16 protein-coding genes are annotated in these 18,407 nt (G+C 60.9%); 4 read left to right on the top strand and 12 right to left on the bottom strand.

The window, feature by feature from the left end:
- Positions 1–56: 56 nt before the first annotated feature.
- The 11 genes from rpoE to speE form a co-directional block, all read right to left on the bottom strand.
- The gene (gene rpoE / locus K6T64_RS10625) at positions 57–560 is read right to left on the bottom strand and encodes a DNA-directed RNA polymerase subunit delta (protein ID WP_288010100.1); all 504 of its coding nucleotides are present in this window, start codon (positions 558–560) and stop codon (positions 57–59) included.
- Between the two features lie 77 nt (positions 561–637).
- A complete protein-coding gene (gene meaB, locus K6T64_RS10620) occupies positions 638–1,618 on the bottom strand; it encodes a methylmalonyl Co-A mutase-associated GTPase MeaB (protein ID WP_100669023.1) in 981 nt (326 codons plus the stop codon).
- Positions 1,619–1,641: 23 nt separating this feature from the next.
- The gene (locus tag K6T64_RS10615) at positions 1,642–2,784 is read right to left on the bottom strand and encodes an acyl-CoA dehydrogenase (protein ID WP_100669024.1); all 1,143 of its coding nucleotides are present in this window, start codon (positions 2,782–2,784) and stop codon (positions 1,642–1,644) included.
- A gap of 19 nt (positions 2,785–2,803) precedes the next feature.
- Positions 2,804–3,952 carry an acyl-CoA dehydrogenase gene (locus tag K6T64_RS10610; protein WP_288010097.1) on the bottom strand — a complete coding sequence of 383 codons (1,149 nt, stop codon included), beginning with the start codon at positions 3,950–3,952 and terminating at the stop codon, positions 2,804–2,806.
- 245 nt (positions 3,953–4,197) lie between these two features.
- Positions 4,198–5,055 carry a 3-hydroxybutyryl-CoA dehydrogenase gene (locus K6T64_RS10605; RefSeq protein WP_288010095.1) on the bottom strand — a complete coding sequence of 286 codons (858 nt, stop codon included), beginning with the start codon at positions 5,053–5,055 and terminating at the stop codon, positions 4,198–4,200.
- 19 nt (positions 5,056–5,074) lie between these two features.
- On the bottom strand, positions 5,075–6,265 hold the full coding sequence (locus K6T64_RS10600) for an acetyl-CoA C-acetyltransferase (protein ID WP_288010092.1): 1,191 nt from the start codon (positions 6,263–6,265) through the stop codon (positions 5,075–5,077).
- 79 nt (positions 6,266–6,344) lie between these two features.
- Complete coding sequence (locus tag K6T64_RS10595) at positions 6,345–8,366, bottom strand: heterodisulfide reductase-related iron-sulfur binding cluster (RefSeq protein ID WP_288010090.1); 2,022 nt, start codon at positions 8,364–8,366, stop codon at positions 6,345–6,347.
- A 221-nt stretch (positions 8,367–8,587) separates the two neighbouring features.
- Positions 8,588–8,920, bottom strand: a complete 333-nt coding sequence (locus K6T64_RS10590; RefSeq protein ID WP_288010087.1) for an alpha/beta-type small acid-soluble spore protein — start codon at positions 8,918–8,920, stop codon at positions 8,588–8,590.
- 13 nt (positions 8,921–8,933) lie between these two features.
- A complete protein-coding gene (gene argS, locus K6T64_RS10585; protein ID WP_288010086.1) occupies positions 8,934–10,607 on the bottom strand; it encodes an arginine--tRNA ligase in 1,674 nt (557 codons plus the stop codon).
- Between the two features lie 68 nt (positions 10,608–10,675).
- Entirely contained in the window at positions 10,676–11,557 is an 882-nt protein-coding gene (gene speB, locus K6T64_RS10580) for an agmatinase (RefSeq protein WP_288010085.1), read from the bottom strand.
- A complete protein-coding gene (speE, locus tag K6T64_RS10575; RefSeq protein WP_288010084.1) occupies positions 11,554–12,384 on the bottom strand; it encodes a polyamine aminopropyltransferase in 831 nt (276 codons plus the stop codon). Before speE ends, speB begins: the two co-directional genes overlap by 4 nt.
- A 185-nt stretch (positions 12,385–12,569) precedes the next feature.
- On the opposite strand from speE, the gene K6T64_RS10570 reads away from it, so the two are divergent.
- From K6T64_RS10570 to K6T64_RS10560, 3 genes are all read left to right on the top strand, one after another.
- The gene (locus K6T64_RS10570; RefSeq protein ID WP_288010082.1) at positions 12,570–14,660 is read left to right on the top strand and encodes a transglycosylase domain-containing protein; all 2,091 of its coding nucleotides are present in this window, start codon (positions 12,570–12,572) and stop codon (positions 14,658–14,660) included.
- Positions 14,661–14,748: 88 nt separating this feature from the next.
- Entirely contained in the window at positions 14,749–15,939 is a 1,191-nt protein-coding gene (locus tag K6T64_RS10565) for a pyridoxal phosphate-dependent aminotransferase (protein WP_288010080.1), read from the top strand.
- A gap of 443 nt (positions 15,940–16,382) precedes the next feature.
- Positions 16,383–16,823 (top strand): hypothetical protein, encoded by a 441-nt coding sequence (locus K6T64_RS10560; protein ID WP_288010078.1) that lies wholly within the window; start codon positions 16,383–16,385, stop codon positions 16,821–16,823.
- A 148-nt stretch (positions 16,824–16,971) separates the two neighbouring features.
- On the opposite strand, the gene K6T64_RS10555 is transcribed toward K6T64_RS10560, so the two are convergent.
- Positions 16,972–17,406, bottom strand: a complete 435-nt coding sequence (locus K6T64_RS10555; RefSeq protein WP_100669036.1) for a hypothetical protein — start codon at positions 17,404–17,406, stop codon at positions 16,972–16,974.
- Between the two features lie 201 nt (positions 17,407–17,607).
- Between K6T64_RS10555 and K6T64_RS10550 the strand changes: the two genes are divergently transcribed.
- The gene (locus K6T64_RS10550) at positions 17,608–18,306 is read left to right on the top strand and encodes an SGNH/GDSL hydrolase family protein (protein ID WP_288010075.1); all 699 of its coding nucleotides are present in this window, start codon (positions 17,608–17,610) and stop codon (positions 18,304–18,306) included.
- The last annotated feature ends 101 nt before the right edge of the window (positions 18,307–18,407 follow it).

The following is an 18,407-nucleotide window of genomic DNA, read 5'->3' as shown; positions in this document are numbered from 1 at the left end:
TACTTTACGTATGGTATCCTCTCGCCCCCGCAGCGTCAAGTGAAATCGGGCGAAATTCAATAATCATCCTCACTGTCTTCAAAGTCCAAGTCATCACTGTCGTCGATCTCGTCGTCATCGGGTTCCAAATCATCCAGTTCCTCGAAGTCGTCCACATCTTCCTCGTCCACGACCTCATCTTCGGATTCCTCATCCTCGACTTCGTCGATCTCCACCAGTTCGAGATCTTCGTCCTCTTCTTCCTCGTCGTCCACGACCGCGGCCGCCTTCTTGCCAAGGCTGCGGTCTGCGGTCTTATCGGTGGGATACCAGCGTTTTAATCCCCAAACGTTGCCGCCCAAGTGGATAAACCGCCCGTCCACGTTGATATCCGTGAACAAGCGGGCAATGACCTCATCCAGCTCCTCGTCGGAGAGGCCCTTCAATTGCGCCACGTCGGCCAACAAGTCGCGGTAGTGAGTCGGCGTGCCCCCTTCCCGCAGAACTTCGTACGCCAAGTCGACGAACGACGCTTCTTCCAGACGTTCGGGATCCCACCCCGCCACGGCTTCCCCCGCCATCGGCGATCCCCCTTTCCCATCGGAACTCTTGTAACCGAATGCGACGACTGGAACGGTTCACTGCATACAGAAGGGAATTATAACACACCGCCCTCCGCCTTGCCAGCGGAAAAGTCCACGGAATGAAGTATCTCGTCCACCACGTCCTCGAGGCCCCGCCTTCCGTTTGCCACTTCTTCCAAAACCCTTTCCCAATCCGGCCGCGCCGCTTTCCATTGTAGGAAAGCCCCCTGAACTCGGGCTAACACCTGGTCCCACACGGCGTCTTCCACGCGCCGCAACCGCCGTTTTCGGCCTTCCCCGCTCTCTTCCAAGTAGGTCCGGTGGCGAAGGATTTGTTCCCACAGGTCCTCCACCCCCCGGCCTTCCGATGCCGAAGCAGCGAGCACCGGGGGCCGCCACCCCCGGCGATGGGCGAGGTCCACCATGTAGCGAATGAGGCGGACCGTCCGATCGGCCCCGGGGAGGTCGGCCTTATTGACTACGAAAATGTCGGCAATCTCCATGATCCCCGCCTTGAGCATCTGGACCTGGTCCCCCCCCGCCGGGCCCAGAGCGAGGATGACCGTGTCCACCGCATGAACCACGTCCAGTTCCGACTGCCCGACCCCCACGGTCTCGGCGATGACCACATCGTAACCGGCGGCATCGAGAAGATCCAGTACATCTTTCGTTGATCGGGCCAATCCCCCGAGGCGGCCCCGGGTGCCCATGCTTCGGATAAAAACCCCCGGATCCAAGGCATGATCCACCATTCGAACCCGATCTCCCAGCAATGCCCCTCCTGTAAACGGACTGGTGGGATCCACCGCCACCACCCCGACCCGATGACCCAACCCCCGCAACAACCGGATCAAGCGGTCGGTGAGTGAACTTTTCCCCACCCCCGGGGGCCCTGTCAAACCGATTCTGTACGCTCCCCCGGCCACCGGGCGGAGGGCGTTCAGAAGCGCCGCGGCCTCGGGAGCCTCATCCTCCACCCACGTGATCGCCCGGGCGATGGCCCGGGAATCCCCGGACCTTATCCGTTCAACCCATCGCTCCACACTTTGCGGCACCTTGGACACCCCTCGCCCCGGACTCAATCCCGCAACAGTTCCCTGGCCACCACCATGCGCTGAACCTCGTTGGTCCCCTCGTAGATCTGAGTGATCTTCGCATCCCGCATAAACCGTTCCACGGGGTATTCGCGGATATACCCATACCCGCCGAAGATCTGGACCGCCTCGGTGGTCACGTACATGGCCGTATCGGACGCGTACATCTTCGCCATCGCCGAGGCCTTGCCGTAGGGCAGCCCCCGATCCTCCAGCCAGGCCGCCTGATAGGTCAGCAGCCGCGCCGCCTCCACCCGGGTGGCCATATCGGCCAGCTTAAACTGAATCGCCTGAAACTGTCCGATGGACTTGCCGAACTGCTCCCGTTCTTTCGCATGAGCGACGGCGGCCTCCAAGGCACCTTGAGCAATCCCCACCGCCTGGGCGGCGATTCCGTTTCTCCCACCATCCAGGGTCATCATGGCGATCTTGAATCCGAACCCTTCTTCGCCCAGCCGGTTCTCCGCCGGGACGATGCAATTCTCGAACACCAACTCCATCGTTGGAGAGGACCTTAAGCCCATTTTCTTTTCTTTTTTGCCAAAATGAAACCCGGGCATCCCTTTTTCTAGGATAAATGCCGAAATTCCCCGGTGGCGCTTTTCCCGGTCGGTGGTGGCAAATACCACGTAAATATCCGCTTCCCCGCCGTTGGTGATGAAAATTTTGCTCCCGTTCAGTACGTAGTGGTCTCCTTCGCGGACGGCGGTGGTCCGCAAATTGGCCGCATCGGTGCCCGCTCCGGGTTCGGTCAACCCATAGGCCCCGATCTTCGTCCCTTCAGCCAGGGGGCGCAGATACTTCCGCTTTTGCTCCTCCGTCCCAAAGCGATAGATGGGCCACGAAGCCAAACTGGTGTGCGCCGAGATGGTCACCCCGGCCGACGCATCTACCCGAGATAGCTCCTCAACGGTAATCACGTAGGTCAACATGTCGAGACCGGCGCCGCCGTACTCCTCCGGCCAGGGGATACCCGCCAATCCCAACTCCGCCATCTTGTCAAAAATTCCTCGATCAAAGCTCTCCTGTTCATCCCGTTCCGCCGCCCCGGGTGCCACCACTTCCTCAGCAAAGGCCCGGACTGCTTCCCTCATCTGTTCTTGTTCCTTGGTCAGAACAAACTCCATCTCTCCATCCCCCTTGCGATCATTGCGCCGACCCGAGTACGTGTTTGGCCACGACCATCCGCTGGATCTGGTTCGTCCCCTCGTAGATCTGGGTCACTTTCGCATCCCGCATGTAGCGCTCCACGGCGTAATCTTTGATATAGCCGTACCCTCCGTGAAGTTGCACCGCGTCGACAGTCACACGCATCGCCGTATCCGAAGCGTACAATTTCGCCATCGCCGCTTCTTTGGCGCAGGGCAGTCCCTTGGCCCGCATGGTCGCCGCCCGGTATACCATTAGCCGCGCCGCTTCGATCTCTGCAGCCCGGTCCGCGAGGATAAATTGCACCCCCTGAAAATCCCCGATTCTCCGGCCGAATTGTTGTCTCTCCTTGACATAGGCCCGGGCGAGTTCCAAGGCTCCTTCTGCAATCCCCAGAGCTTGCGCGGCAATGCCGATCCGCCCGCCGTCCAACAACGACATGGCTACGCGATACCCCTCCCCTTCACCGCCGAGGCGAGCACTGTCGGGAACCCGACAATCTTCAAAGATGAGTTCCGTGGTCGCTGACCCATTCAGTCCCATCTTGCGCTCTTTTTTACCGATAATCAATCCCTGATTGTCCGCTTCGACCAAAAATGCGGTGATCCCCCGCCGCCCGGCTTCGGGGTTGAGATTCGCAAAGACGAGGTACAGATCGGCCTCGCCGCCGTTGGTGATAAATACTTTTCGTCCGTCAATCCGATACCCTCCCGGTTCTCGACGGGCCCGGGTTTGAAGAGAGGCGGCGTCTGAACCCGCCTGGGGCTCGGTCAAGGCGAAAGCGCCGAGAAGCCGCCCTGAAGCCAACCCCCGGAGGTATTTATCTTTCTGGTCCTCTGAGCCGTGGTATAACACGGCCAGGGCCCCCAGAGAGGTGTGCACCGCCAGGATGACGGCGACCGCCGCGGATACTTTTGCCACCTCCTCAATGGCCAGCACGTAGGAGACAAAATCCGCCCCCACGCCTCCCCATTCTTCCGGGATCGGAATCCCGAGAAAGCCAAGATCCGCCATCTTCTGGATGATATCCCGGGGAAACCGGTCTTCTTCGTCGATTTGCGGGGCCCTGGGGCGAATCACCTCTTCGGCAAACCGCCGAACGGCGTCCCGGATTTCCCGCTGTTCCTCGGTCAGTAAAAGGTTCATGCCCGATCCCCCTCTCTCTGTACGTCACATTTTCCGATTCATTTGAATCCTGACTGAACGCTCGTTCACTTTGCCGGTGCAATCGGTCTTTGCGGCCTTCCCGCAGCTGGTTCCCTACCCTAACAGTCGGAAAAAGGGCGCCCCGGTCCGGGTCCCGGTGGCCCGGAGGTCCGCAGGGTCAGCGGTACCGCCCCGCCGAATCCCGAGGGCCCTCAAGGTCTGACCGGACCGCATCCCGTTTCAATTTACTGATCGTATCGATAGAATCCCCGGCCGCTCTTCTTTCCCAGCCACCCTGCGTTGACATATTTTCGCAACAGGGGGCATGGCCGGTACTTCGGATCCCCGAGGCCTTCATGAAGGACTTCCAGGATGGCCAAACATGTATCCAGGCCGATAAAGTCTGCAAGCTGCAGGGGCCCCATCGGGTGGTTGGCCCCGAGTTTCATGACCGTATCCACGTCCTCGGGGGCCGCCACCCCTTCATATACGCAGTAGATCGCCTCGTTGATCATGGGAAGGAGGATACGGTTCGCGACAAAGCCGGGGTAATCGTTCACTTCCACAGGAACTTTCCCCATCTGCTCAGCAAGCTCTTTCACCGCGGCAAAGACATCATCCCGGGTGGCGAGTCCCCGGATGACCTCCACCAGTTTCATCACCGGGACGGGGTTCATAAAATGCATCCCGATCACTTGTTCGGGCCGCTTTGTGACGGCGGCGAGCTCGGTAATCGGCAGGGAAGACGTGTTCGAGGCGAGAATCGCCCCAGGTGGGCACAGCCGGTCGAGGGTTTCAAAGATGCCCTTTTTGATCGTGAGGTTTTCCGTCGCCGCCTCCACGACGATGTCCACCTGAGCCCCGTCCTCCAGCCGGACGACGGGGTGAATCCGATCCAGGACCCCCTGGCGCTGATCCGCCGTCATGCGCCCCTTTTCCACCTGGCGATCCAAGTTGGCGCGAATCCGCCCGACCCCTTTTTCCACCAGGGCTTCAGAAATATCCTGCAGCCAGACTTCGAGTCCCGACTGGGCTGCTACTTGGGCGATTCCGCTGCCCATCTGCCCGGCTCCAACCACTAGCATTCGCCCGATATTCGCCATGAATCCCATTGCTCCTTTCTCAAACCTCGATCAGAATCGCGTCTCCTTGGGCCGCCCCGCTGCAGATCGCGGCAATGCCAAGGCCCCCACCCCTGCGCCGAAGCTCGTAAATAAGGGTCATGAGAATCCGCGCCCCACTGGCTCCGATGGGATGCCCGAGGGCCACGGCGCCGCCATTGACATTGACCTTCTCCTCCAGAACATCCGGGGACATCTCCAAAAGCTTGGCGCTGGTCAACACCACCGCCGCAAAAGCCTCATTGATTTCGAACAGGCGGATGTCCTCCAGGCGCCGCCCGGTTTTTTGCAGCAGCTTCTGGATCGCCAGGGCCGGGGTAGTGGCGATATAGGCCGCTTCGGCCCCGACCTCAGCGTGGCCATGGATCACGGCGAGCACTTCCTTGCCTTCCGACCGGGCTGCTTCCTCGTCCATCAAAACCAGAGCTCCGGCCCCGTCGTTCACCCCCGGGGCATTGCCCGCCGTCACCGTCCCGTCCTTGGTGAAGACCGGCGGCAGAGCCGCCAGTTGTTCCAGGCTGGTGTTTCGCCGGGGCGCTTCATCCTGTTCCACCCGGCGGACACCCCGCTTCTCCTGAACCTCCACAGGTACGATCTCCTCGCCCAGCCGGCCGGCGTCCATGGCAGCCACCGCCCGGCGGTGGCTGCGCAGCGCCCAGCGATCCTGGTCTTCCCGGGAGATCCCGTACTCACCGGCCACTCGGCTGCCCAGGGCCGCCATGTGCACGTCGTGAAAGGCGCACCAGAGTCCATCGTACATCATGAGATCCACCATCCGCCCGTGACCCATGCGCAACCCTTCCCGGGCTCCGAAAACGGCATAAGGAGCCTGGGACATGCTCTCCATCCCTCCGGCCACCACGGTGCGGGCGTCCCCGGCCCGGATGATCTGGTCCCCGAGGGTCACCGCCCGGAGTCCCGAAGCGCACACTTTATTGATCGTCTCCGTCGGGAGGTCCCAAGGAAGTCCCGCCAGCCGGGCCGCCTGTCGGGACGGGATCTGGCCCGCCCCGCCCTGAAGCACCATCCCCATGATTAGTTCGTCCACCTCATCCGGGCCCACCCCTGCCCGGTCCATCGCCCCGCGAATCGCCGTGGCGCCGAGCTCCACCGCTTTTTTCGCCGCCAGTGCCCCGCCGAGCTTGCCAAAGGGCGTCCGAGCCGCCCCCACCACCGCTGTTCGCCGTGCCACCCGCCATCCTCCCTCTCCGAAACGCAAACGGACCCGGGCAGGCCTTGACGTGCGCCCGCCCGGGAACCCCCGCGCGTTCTTAAGATTTACCGTTGACCGACTGGTCCAGCATCTCCACCACATCGAAGGTTTTCATTTCGTCGGCGACGCCCTTAGCTTTTGTCCCGTCTTCCATCATAATCAGGCAGTACGGGCAAGCGGACGCAATGGCCTGGGCGCCGGTTTCCATCGCCTGTTCGGTGCGCATGACATTGATGCGGTTTCCATGTTTCTCTTCTTTCCACATGCCGCCGCCCCCGCCGCCGCAGCACATGCCCCGCTCCCGGCTGCGCTCCATCTCTACGAGATGGACGCCGGGGATCGATTCGAGGATAAACCTCGGAGCATCGTACTCGCCGTTGTACCGCCCCAGGTAGCAGGAGTCGTGGTAGGTCACTTCCATGTCCAGCTCTTTTTCCGGCTTGAGCTTTCCTTCCCGAACGAGGTCCGCCAGGAGCTGGGTGTGGTGGATCACCGGCACCTCCAGGCCGAATTCCGGGTACTCGTTCTTCAAGGTGTTGAAGCAATGAGGATCCGCCGTGATGATCTTTTTGAACTTATAGTTCTTCAGAGATTCCACGTTCTGCTCGGCCATCTGTTGGAAGAGAAACTCGTTGCCGAGCCGCCGGGCCGATTCGCCGCAACATTCTTCGGCGCTGCCGAGGATGGCAAAATCCACCCCGGCTTTCTGCAGGAGACCCACCAGGGTCCGGGCCACCTTGTTGTTACGGTCGTCGTAAGAGGCGGCACACCCTGCATAGTACAGGTATTCCACCTCTTCCCCTTCTTCAAGGACTCGCACGTCGAGACCTTCCGCCCAATCCCCCCGGCTGGAGCGGCTGCGCCCCCAAGGGTTCCCCTGGCGCTCGAGGTTGTTCAGGGCTCGGCTGATCTCCGGTTCCATTTTGCCTTCTGTGAGCACCAGATACCGACGCAGGTCGATGATTTTATCGACGTGCTCGTTGAAGACCGGGCAGGCTTCCTCACAAGCCCGGCAGGTGGTACAAGCCCAGATCTCGTCCTCGGTATACACGTCCCCGATTAGAGACGGAATCTCGGTGGCCACCGCCACTTCGGCGTCCCCCGCCCCGGCCCCGGCTGCAGCCATCTGCTGCTGGGCCAAAAGGGTGTCCCCGACCTGCACAAGATGATCCCTCATCTTGAGAATCAGATATTTTGGCGACAAGGGTTTGCCGCTGAGCGTAGCCGGGCAATTGACGTGACACCGGCCGCACTCGGTACAAGCGTACCCGTCGAGGAGCTGCTTCCACGTGAACTGGTCCACCCGGCCGACCCCGAACTCCTCCACCGACTCGTCCTCCAGGTCGAGGGTCTTCAACTTGCCCGGCGAGCGGAGTTTACGAAAATAGACATTAAACGGCGCCGCGATCATATGGAGGTGCTTAGACCGGGGAATATACACGAGAAACCCGAGCAAGGTCAGAATGTGCACCCAGACGAAGACCTCGTGGAATCCCCGCAACACACCCGGCGACCCGCCGGCAAATACGGTCCCAAGCCACGTGGCGATGGGAATCGCCGCACTCGGAGCCTCTTCATGGAGGGCGATCTGAAGGCCGCTCACCAGCAGATCCGAGATCACCAATATCGTGATGAGTCCGAGAATCACCCCGGCCTCAATGGAAATGTCGAGGCGCATGGGCTGCAATACGTACCGGCGATAGAAAGCCACGCCGATGGCCGCCAGCACCAATAAGGAGAACAGTTCGTGCAAAAACGCAAACCAAGACCATTCCCCATAGGGCAAGTGCACGCCAAAGTACTGATAGGCGATAAAATCCAAGGTGCCAAAGGAAAGGATGATAAATCCCCAGAAAATCACAAAATGCCCCAGCCCCGCCGGTTCGGCGATCACCTTCCCCTGGGCGAGGACGTACTTCAGAAAACTCTTGATGCGTTCTCCCGTGTTATCCGTCCGGTCCTCCTCGGCGCCCAAACGAAGATACCGATAGCGCTTCGAGAAAGCCGTCCAAAAGAGGTACACGGAGGTCACGAGGAGCGCCAGAAAGATCACGATGCGCAGGACCGCTAACGCTACCACATCTCAACCCCCCTATAATCAACGGCCTGTAACGACCGTTCGTTTTCTTCCTTTCAACACTTTGCCTGGTTAAAATGAATGATTCACCATTCATTTTAACCGTCCCCTCACTTTTGGGCAATGGGTTGTCTTGGAACAAGCCAGAAAAAACCGAGGTGTCGGTCCCGGCCCGAGGGTGCGGAAACAGTTCGGCAATTCACGCACATGGCCCTGCCTCCCGCTCAGCGAGAAGATCCCCGGCGGCGGGTCTTCGGCGCCCCCTGAGCGGAACCTCCCACGCCCCGGGATGACCCTCCCGCCTCCCGACGCGGGTTCGGTCCGGGACCCGGTGGCGACCCGGAGGAAGTCGGCTTTTTCCCCGACGGTCCTTCTTCGGTCAATACCCGGATGCGCTGCCGGAGCCGCCCGCCGATCTGCCCGCACACCTTGGACGGAAATCCTCCCCAGTAGCCATCCACCGGAGGTTTCACCCCGAGTTCCCGGGCCAACTCCCATTTCATCCGCTCCATCATTTGCCGCCGTTGAAGCTCGTCCGGGTCGCGTGATGGATCCACCCCGATCCCTCCTTCACATCTGTTCCGGCGCCGCCACGCCCAGAAGATCAAGCCCCACCCGGAGAGTCCATTGAACGCCACGCACCAGCGCCAGCCGGGCCACCTCGATCTCCGGCGCCTCGCCGAGGACCCGGCAGCTCGTATAAAAACTGTGGAATCTCTTAGCCAGTTCCTCCAGGTAGTGCACAATATGGTGGGGCGCATAAGCCGCAGCGGCGCTTTCCACCTCGGTGGGAAAGTTACCCAGCCATTTGAGGAGATCCACCTCCGGCTCCCTGCGCAACACCTGAAGGTTCGCCGATTCCGCCGCCTGGTCCACATCCGGGTACCCCCGTTCGGAGGCTTGGCGCAAGATCGAACAGATTCGGGCGTGGGCGTACTGGACATAATACACCGGATTCTCGTTCGATTGGGACACCGCTAAATCGAGGTCAAAGTCGATGTGGCTGTCATTGCTGCGGCGCAGGAGAAAATACCGGGCCGCATCCACCCCCACTTCGTCCATGAGTTCCGCCATCGTCACCGCGTTTCCCGTCCGCTTGGACATGCGCACCTGTTCCCCGTTGCGGTAGAGGGCCACCAATTGGCACAGCCGCACCACCAGCCGTTCCGGATCCCCGCCCAGGGCGGCCACCGCCGCCTTCATCCGACCGACATAGCCGTGGTGATCCTGTCCCCAGACGTCGATCAACCGGTCAAATCCCCGTTCCAATTTGTCCCGGTGGTACGCGATATCCGGTGTGAGATACGTATAGGACCCGTCCGATTTGATCAAGACCCGGTCTTTGTCGTCCCCGAAGGCTGCGGAACGGAACCACAGAGCCCCGTCCGCCTCGTACACCCACCCCCGGCGCCGGAGCTCTTCGACAGTTTCCTCCACCGCACCCGATTCGTAAAGCGAACGTTCGCTAAACCAGCGGTCAAAGCGCACCCGGAATCGGGCCAAATCATCCCGAATCTGCTGCAACATCGCTTCGAGGCCCTTTTGTTTTAGCGCCTGATATCGCTTCTCCTCCGACATCTTGGCGTATCGATCGCCCTCCTCCCGAACCAGCCGTTCGGCCAGCTCCACCACGTCCCGGCCATAATACCCATCTTCCGGCATGGGCACGTCCCGCCCCAATGCTTGAAAATACCGGGCCTCCAGGGATTTGGCGAGATTGTGCACCTGATTTCCCGCATCGTTAATGTAATATTCCCGCTGAACCTCGTATCCGTCCCATTCGAGAATTCGGCAGAGGGCGTCGCCGTAGGCTGCTCCCCGGGCGTGGCCGATGTGCAGCCGGCCGGTGGGGTTGGCGCTGACAAACTCCACCTGCACCCGGCTCCCCCGGGGTACGGCCCTGCGGCCGTAGGCGCCCTTCTCCTTTAGCACCTCCCGCAAGATGTCGTCCAAATACCCGGTGTCCAGGTAAAAATTCAAAAATCCCGGCCCGGCCACCTCGACCCGCTCTACCCCGGCAGCCCGACAGTCCAGGGTTTCGGCCAATTGCTGGGCCAACGCCCTCGGTGGCTGCCGCACCTCCTTGGCGAGCTGCATGGCCGTATTCGAAGAATAATCGCCGTGACGCTTGTCCCGGGGCACCTCAAGATGCACCCGGTCCGCCTCTACGGAGAGACCGCAGCGACCGGCGGCGGCGGCCAACTCCCGGCGCAGTTTCTCTTGCACGTTGTGTAGGGTCGACATGTCGCAAACTCCTTTCCTTCCTCCCGGCCGCCGACAGGTCCGGGATCATCGCACCGTTGGAGCCGGTCTCAGCGGGTCGCCGGAACCACCGTGAGAAGAACCTCTCGAATCACTTTGGCCGCCAGGATCTGGGTCTGCTCCGTCGGATCCAGGGGCGGGGAGACCTCGACCAAGTCGAAGCCCACCACCTTCAACCCAGCTAGATAATGGATCGCTCTCAGCAATTCAGACGAAGAGATCCCTCCGGGCTCCGCGGTGCCCGTCCCCGGAGCAAAAGCCGGGTCGACGACATCAATGTCCACGGTGACATAGATCGGCCGGTCCACCCATTGCTCCCGGGCTTCGGTCAAACCCGGGAGCACTTCGAACGGATAAAAATGGGTATGGTTTCTGGCAAACTCGAATTCTTCTCTCGGGCCCGACCGAATCCCGAACTGCCACACCCGCTCCCCGCCCAGCCGTTCCACCGCCCTGCGCATCACCGAAGCGTGAGAAAAGCGTTGTCCCTCGTACTCCTCCCGGAGATCCCCATGGGCGTCCAGTTGAACGAGCACGAGATCGGGGTATCGATCGGCCGCCGCTTGAATGGCGCCCCAGCTGACCAGGTGTTCCCCGCCGAGCCCCACAGCGATCTTCTCATCCGCCAGGATCCGCCCCACCGTTTCGCGAATTCTCTCCAGGCTCTGGGCGGCGTTGCCAAATGGGAGGGGAATGTCTCCGGCATCGTAGTAAAGGATCTCTCCTAAATCGCGGTTCAGATAAGGAGAGTACTCTTCCAGCCCGACGGACACCTCCCGAATCCGCCGGGGTCCCAGTCTCGCCCCGGGTCGGAAGGACACGGTCCAGTCCATGGGCATGCCGTAGATGACCGCCCTGGCCTCGGCGTAGTCCGGGCTCGCCCCCAAAAACGCCTCTCCGCTGAATGCCGGGTCAAAGCGGATCGCTTTCATCGGGCGAGCAGCTCCTCGACAAAGCGAGGCAGGGCAAAAGACGCCCGGTGAACCTCCGGGGTGTAGTACCGGGTGTCGATGGCCGTGTCGTCTTGACCTTCCGCCTGCAGGGGATCAGGCCCCTTTGATCCCAATGTAAAACTCCACATCCCCGTGGGATAGGTGGGCACCGGCGCCAGATAAAGCCGCGTCACCGGATAGATCGAAGCAATATCCCGCCAGACCCGGGAAATCAGGGCCGCGTTGAAAAGCGGGGACTCCGTCTGGGCCACAAACACCCCTCCGGGCCGAAGCGCCTCATAGATTCCCTCGTAAAATTCCCTGGCAAACAACCCTTCCGCCGGCCCAATGGGTTCTGTGGAATCCACGAGAATCACGTCGTAGGTGTCCTTGTTGGCCTTGACGTGGGCGATCCCATCCCCCACCTCGATCTCCACCCGGGGATCGGCGAACCCTCGAGAAAGTGCCGGAAAATATTCTTTGGATACGGCAATAACCCGCTCGTCAATTTCCGCCAGCACAGCCCTCTCCACCCGGGGATGTTTCACCACCTCGCGAATCGTACCCCCATCTCCCCCGCCGATCACCAACACTTGCTTTGGATCGGGGTGGGTAAACAGCGGCACATGGGCGATCATTTCATGGTAGATAAATTCATCCCGGTCGGTGCACATCACCATGCCATCCAGTACCAGCATTCTTCCGTATTCCACCGTCTCCAGCACATCGATTCGCTGATACGGAGTCCGCTCGGTATGCAAAGTCCTGGACACCTTGGCGGTAATCCCGAAGTTTTCCGTTTGTTTTTCGGTAAACCAGAGCTCCATGGGACACGTCCTTTCCGGGGCACCCCCCGCTGACCCTTGTTAGACGTAGGTATTATACCAGAACACAGGCGCGGACAACGCATTCTCCCCCGCCGAGGCCAGGTTCTGAATGATGGGACGGTAATGACAGTTTGTACCGGCGATACGGCGCCCATACTGGGAATATGGAAAGGCGGGGACGCGTTGTGAATCGTTTATCCGATCTTCCTGTTACCTCGAATTCTTCCGCGCCGTCCCCGGGGTCCCTGCCTCCCCTGGGGCGGCCTGGCCGCAATCCGATCAGACGAACGTGGAGAATATGGTTGGCCGCGGCCGCCATGGGAATCGGCCTGGCCGGCTTGGCGGTGCTTTACCTGCGTTTCGCACCCCTGCCCCCGGGCGGCGATACGCGCCCGACGGTGGTCTACGGGGCGGACGGATCGGTTATCGCACAGTTGTACGGCGGGCCGGACCAACGAGACTATGTGCCCTTAACCCGCATTCCCACGGCGATGAAAGAAGCGGTCATCGCCTCGGAAGACGCCCAGTTCTATCAACACGGAGGCCTCAACTGGCGGGGTATCCTCCGGGCGCTTTGGGTCGACATCCGGGAAGGGGCGACCGTCCAAGGCGGTTCCACCATCACCCAACAGTTGGTCAAGAACCTGTATCTTACCCAGGACCGCACGTGGACCCGAAAGATCCACGAAGCCATCCTGGCCCTGCAGTTTGAGATGCACGCCTCCAAGGATGAGATCCTGGAACGCTACCTCAATACCATCTATTTTGGCCACGGCGCCACGGGGGTGGGGGAGGCGTCTTTGACGTATTTTGGCAAGTCCGTGGAGTCCCTGGATCTGGCCCAGTGTGCCCTGTTGGCGGGACTGCCCCGGGGACCGAGTGTGTACGATCCGATCCAGCATTTTCAAGCGGCGAAAGAACGGCAAAAGCAGGTACTGGAGGCGATGGTGCGGGCGGGGATGATCAGTCAGGCGGAGGCGGACCGGGCTTGGCGAGAACCCCTTGCGTTGGCCCGGCAGCCCGCCCCGGACCGGCCTGCGCCGTATTTTCTGGATGATGTCAGCCGGGAGCTCAGCTCTGGGTACGATGTGCCGGAATCGGCCTTGGCCAAAGGTGGGCTCTCCATCTACGCCACACTGGACCCGAAGCTTCAGCGCCTGGCGGAGGAAGCTGTAGCCCGGGCGATTCCAAAGGGAAGTGGCCTTCAAGCCGCCTTCGTGGCATTGGATCCCCACACCGGGGACGTCAAGGCCTGGGTGGGAGGAACAGATTATAGAACCAGCTCCTATGACCGAGTACTCGCCCGGAGGCAGCCGGGCTCGTCCTTTAAGCCCATTTTGTATCTCACGGCTCTGCATCGGGGAATGACCCCCACCACGTCCTTTGTCAGCGAACCGACGACGGTCACCTACGGACATGGGCAAACCTACGAGGTACACAACTATGCCAATCATTATTTATATCGCCCGGTGGCGATGAGAGAGGCCATCGCCCGGTCGGACAATGTGTACGCCGTGGACACCATCATGAAAGTGGGTCCCCAGGCCGTGGTGGAGATGGCCCGACAACTCGGCATCACCGAGCCTTTGAAGCTTTATCCATCCTTGGCGCTCGGCACACTCCCGGTGTCTCCCCTGGACTTGGCCCGGGCGTACGCGGCGATTGCCAACGGAGGAGTGCAGGTGACGCCCCGGATGGTTCGGGAAGTGCTGGATTCCCAAGGCCGGGTTCTGGAGGTGATCGATCCGAAGACCACTCCGGTCACCGATCCCCAGCGGACGTTCATTCTGACGGATCTCATGAAAAGCGTATTCGGGCCGGAGGGAACCGGGGCGCGGGTGGCCCGGGAACTGGAGGGCCGGCCCCTGGCGGCAAAAACCGGATCCACGGATACCGACGCCTGGATGGCGGGATTCTCTCCGAATCTGGTGGCAGTGGCCTGGGTGGGGTACGACAAGGACCGGCTCCTTTCCCTTGCGGAATCGACCCTGGCTTCCCAAATCTGGGCGGATTTTATGAGCAAAGCTGTGGCGCCGGGATCCCCGGATTTTCCGGTTCCCCCCGGGTTGGTCCGGGCGGCGGTGGATCCCCTGTCCGGTGAGTTGGCCACCGAAAACTGCCCCAGGGTTGAGTGGGATTATTTTGTAAAAGGGACAGAGCCCATGGAGGTGTGCTCTTTGCACGGAAGTCCACCTCACCCACCAGGGTCCCAAGGGGAAACGAGAACGCCTTTTGATCACTTGTGGGATTGGTTTCAGGGCCGCTCCCGCCGGTGATTGTTGACGCAAGGCGCCGGTTCCAGTATGGTAAGGGCAAAGAAGCACGGGCAATCATTGCCCGCCGAGCTAGGGGGGGCCTAAACAGATGGGTTTGTCGTTGTCGGCGAGGGCCCGGGGAATTGCTCCTTCTCCGACGTTGTCCATTGATGCGAAGACCAAGGCGATGGTCAGCCGCGGTGAACAGGTGATCAACCTCAGTGTGGGGGAACCGGATTTTCAGACCCCTCCCGAAGCCTCTTTGGCGGCGGTGGGAGCGATCGCGGCAGGGTTCACGAAGTACACGGCGGTGGCCGGCATTATGGAGCTGCGCCGGCGGATCATCCAGAAGTTGGAACAGGAAAATGGCCTGCGGTATGAGCCGGACGAGATTCTCGTCTCGGTGGGGGCGAAACATTCTTTATTTAACATTATGCTTACCCTGGTGGATCCTGGGGACGAGGTGATTATACCTGCTCCTTATTGGGTGACGTATCCCGAGCAAGTCCGGCTGGCCGGAGGAGTCCCGGTGATCTTGCCGACTGATGAGTCCACCGGTTTTAAGGTGACGCCGGGCCAATTGAAAGAAGCTTTGGGGCCAAAAACGAAGGCAGTGATCCTCAACAGCCCCAGCAATCCCACCGGAGCCGTGTATCGCCGGGAGGAACTGGAGGCCTTGGCGGAGGTTCTGCGCCCGGCCGATTGTTACGTGATCAGCGACGAGATTTATGAGAAGCTGATCTACGGCGTGGAGCACGTGAGTATCGCATCTTTGGACGAAGAGATTTTTCGGAAGACCTTGGTGGTCAACGGCTTCTCGAAAGCCTTTTCGATGACCGGGTGGCGGCTCGGTTACACCGCCGGGCCGAAAGATGTGATCAAGGCCATGACCAGCCTGCAGAGCCAGAGCACGTCAAATCCCACATCCATCGCGCAAAAGGCGGGGGTGGTGGCCCTGGACCATTTTGATCCCGATGTGGTGGAGGAATTCCGAGCTCGGCGGGATTATGTGTTGGAGCGGCTCAGGGGGATGCCTTACATCTCCTGCGCGGAGCCGGAGGGGGCATTCTACTTGTTCCCGAACGTGTCGCGGCTGCTGGGGGGCCGATATCGGGGGCAGACGATCGATACGTCGGACCGGTTGTGCGAATTGCTGTTGGAGGAGGCCCGGGTTTCCCTGGTCCCGGGTTCGGGATTCGGAGCGCCGAACAATATTCGGCTCTCTTATGCGGTGTCCCGGGTGGATCTGGAGATCGCCATGGAAAGGATGGAGGCATTCCTCGGGGAAGTGGAGCGCTAAAAAGAGGGGTTCGCCGGGAAAGAACCTTTGGCCCGGCGGAGATAGAACGGAACATGGGGCGCCCCGGAGCGGCACAGCCGTTTGCGGGGCGCCGTTTTAACACTGGTCGAAGCCCCCGATCCGCCCCTCGCCATCCGCCCATAAGCTGTCTTGCCGAAAGTGGATCAATCCGGCCTGGTCCAGGGCTTTGCCTTCCATGCCCGGGCGAAAAGGCTTTCCCTCCCCGGCGCCGCTGCCGTTGTGCCGTCAAGGGAACCCTCGACTCCCCGCCGCCCGTCTGTGCCTTCCGGATGATGGGTCTCCTGCATATTGACACCTCCGCCTTTAGAATCCCCCGGGAAAAGCGGGTGCATGTGCCAAAGGTTGGGCGGACAGCCCAGCACCCCAGGTCGCCTCCACCCATAGGATGGTGAGAGAAGCTGCGGGAAAGGGAGGTGGCGGTCGTGAAAAGTAGTCCTCGGTCGTCCAGGGTGCCGGCACCGCGCAGTCGGACGCCATCTCCGGCGCGCAAGTCGGGCCAAAACCCCGGGACGGCGAAAAAATCGCTTAAAGCAGACCCGCCAGCCACATTGCCCTCCGTACGCCTGTCCCCTCGGTTTATCCAGGATTCGATCAACTCCCTTGGAAACCTGCGGAAGCTCACGAAGCAGGCGCTTCAGTATGTCCAGCAGGCTGATACGATGATCGAAACCCTGTTCTCCACAGCCAACTCGTTGAATGAATCTGGGATTCTGCAAAAATTGATCCAACACCGGGGGCGAAATTTGAGTACGGCGGATTTAGCCGCGATTCTCGGAGCACTGCTCAACTCCCCCATTGGAAACCGCTTGTTCGAGCGAATCGGCGGGGACGGTCAAGCCCCACCCCCGTCGGAGGGCTCGTGAGGAAAGAGAAACCCGGCCCAGGCCCTGGGCCTGGCACCGCCGCCGTGCTGTTCGGGAGACCGCGGCCGGAGATCGCCGGGGCTGCAAAAGACTTGGATCCATAAAACGAGGGTTGCACCCGTTGGGCGGGGCAACCCTCCTCGCATGATTACGGGACTTTCGGGATATATTTTTTCATTTCTTTGATGGTCGCGTCATCCACCCGATCGCCTCCGTATTTTTTCGCCAACTCTTCAACGGTCACCGGACGTCCAGTCCGGGTGGCGTCCTGGAAGGCTTTCGCAAAGGCATTGAGGCGGTCTTCGGACACCGGGATGTGGAACTGCTGGGCAAAACGCCGGGCCATTTCTTTGACGCGTTCGGGGTTCTGCCAGTCCTCGGGGCGGGCATTCTTCACGTCGTGGAGCATGTTGATCAGCCCGTCTTTGCCAACGCGCTTAATGTTTTCCTTGAGGATGTCAATCCCGTTTTTCGGGGCAGCCGCCTGCGTTGTCGGACCTGGACCTGGTGCCGGTGCCGGACCACGTCCCGCCGCCGATTTCCCTTGAGTTTTGGAATGGGTGGATTTCTTTCCTTTGGCCACGATGGTTCCTCCTTTCCGGGGCCACGGTTCATCTTCAGTTTATGGGAACGAGAAGCGATTGGACTCGCATAAACGCCCGAGTTTTTGGAGCACAAGATCACAAACCACAGCCCGTCCTTGGGAGTCCGTCGTGCCATCCTCGCAGGCGGCATCATACAACGGAAAAGAACTGTGGGACGAGAAGTACAGGGGGCGAAAAAGATGGACACGTCGATTCCGGAGGTCTTGTTGGGAATGGGGGATTCGATCACCGCAGGAGTGGGAGCCGGGCGTCCCGACCGAAGCTACGTCGGTCAGTTAACGCGCTGCCTGCACGAGGCCACCGCAAAACCGTGGAGAACCTGGATACTGGCCCGCCCGGGAATGCGGACCGTCGACTTGATGCACCAGACCCGCCTGGAACCGCTCCCCCAAGCAAACATTGTGGTGATGACGATCGGAGGGAACGACCTATTGTGGAGGGCGGGGACGGTCATCGTCCGCCCGGACCGCCTGCCTGCACTCTTGGAGCAATCCCGCCGGCATTTGGCCGCCGCACTGGCGAGGGTGAAAACCCAGACAAGCGGTTGGGTGTTCCTGGGATCGGTGTACAACCCGTATCCTGAAAGTCATCTCGCCTCCTGGGCGGTGGCCGAATTCAATGAGCGCGTGATTTTTCCCCAGGCGGGCGGGCGCACAGTGATCGTGCCTCTGCACCTGTTGTTTGAAGGGCGGCAGCCCGAGTGGATTGAGGGTTATCGCCGGGGCCGGCTCGGAGACCGGCAACGCATCCCGTGGCGTCGCCCGGTGCACCCAAACCCTGCGGGCCATCGGGCGATCGCCGGGGCGTTCCTCGAGGCGATGGCTACGTCCGGGGCCATCCAACCAGCGCGGGATCCGGGTCGGCTGCATCCGGCATGATCCAGGCGTCGTGGATGCGGAGGGAGACGGCCTGCCCGGGGTGGAAACGGGGTTCTCCCAGGTCTGTGATGGTAAATGTGCGATTTTGCCGGGCAATGGTG

This window comes from Kyrpidia sp., assembly GCF_023512215.1.
In the GTDB taxonomy this organism is placed as follows: Bacteria; Bacillota; Bacilli; order Kyrpidiales; family Kyrpidiaceae; genus Kyrpidia; species Kyrpidia spormannii.
Note: the sequence above shows the minus strand (reverse complement) of the source record. Positions and strands in the feature narration are given on the sequence as shown.

What these genes read in the sequence shown, in the direction of transcription:
- K6T64_RS10565 (WP_288010080.1), top strand. Translation starts at nt 14,749, where the DNA reads ATGGGTTTGTCGTTGTCGGCGAGGGCCCGGGGAATTGCTCCTTCTCCG.
- K6T64_RS10610 (WP_288010097.1), bottom strand. Translation starts at nt 3,952, where the DNA reads ATGAACCTTTTACTGACCGAGGAACAGCGGGAAATCCGGGACGCCGTT.
- speE (WP_288010084.1), bottom strand. Translation starts at nt 12,384, where the DNA reads ATGGAGCTCTGGTTTACCGAAAAACAAACGGAAAACTTCGGGATTACC.
- argS (WP_288010086.1), bottom strand. Translation starts at nt 10,607, where the DNA reads ATGTCGACCCTACACAACGTGCAAGAGAAACTGCGCCGGGAGTTGGCC.
- K6T64_RS10550 (WP_288010075.1), top strand. Translation starts at nt 17,608, where the DNA reads ATGGACACGTCGATTCCGGAGGTCTTGTTGGGAATGGGGGATTCGATC.
- K6T64_RS10605 (WP_288010095.1), bottom strand. Translation starts at nt 5,055, where the DNA reads ATGGCGAATATCGGGCGAATGCTAGTGGTTGGAGCCGGGCAGATGGGC.
- speB (WP_288010085.1), bottom strand. Translation starts at nt 11,557, where the DNA reads ATGAAAGCGATCCGCTTTGACCCGGCATTCAGCGGAGAGGCGTTTTTG.
- K6T64_RS10615 (WP_100669024.1), bottom strand. Translation starts at nt 2,784, where the DNA reads ATGGAGTTTGTTCTGACCAAGGAACAAGAACAGATGAGGGAAGCAGTC.
- rpoE (WP_288010100.1), bottom strand. Translation starts at nt 560, where the DNA reads ATGGCGGGGGAAGCCGTGGCGGGGTGGGATCCCGAACGTCTGGAAGAA.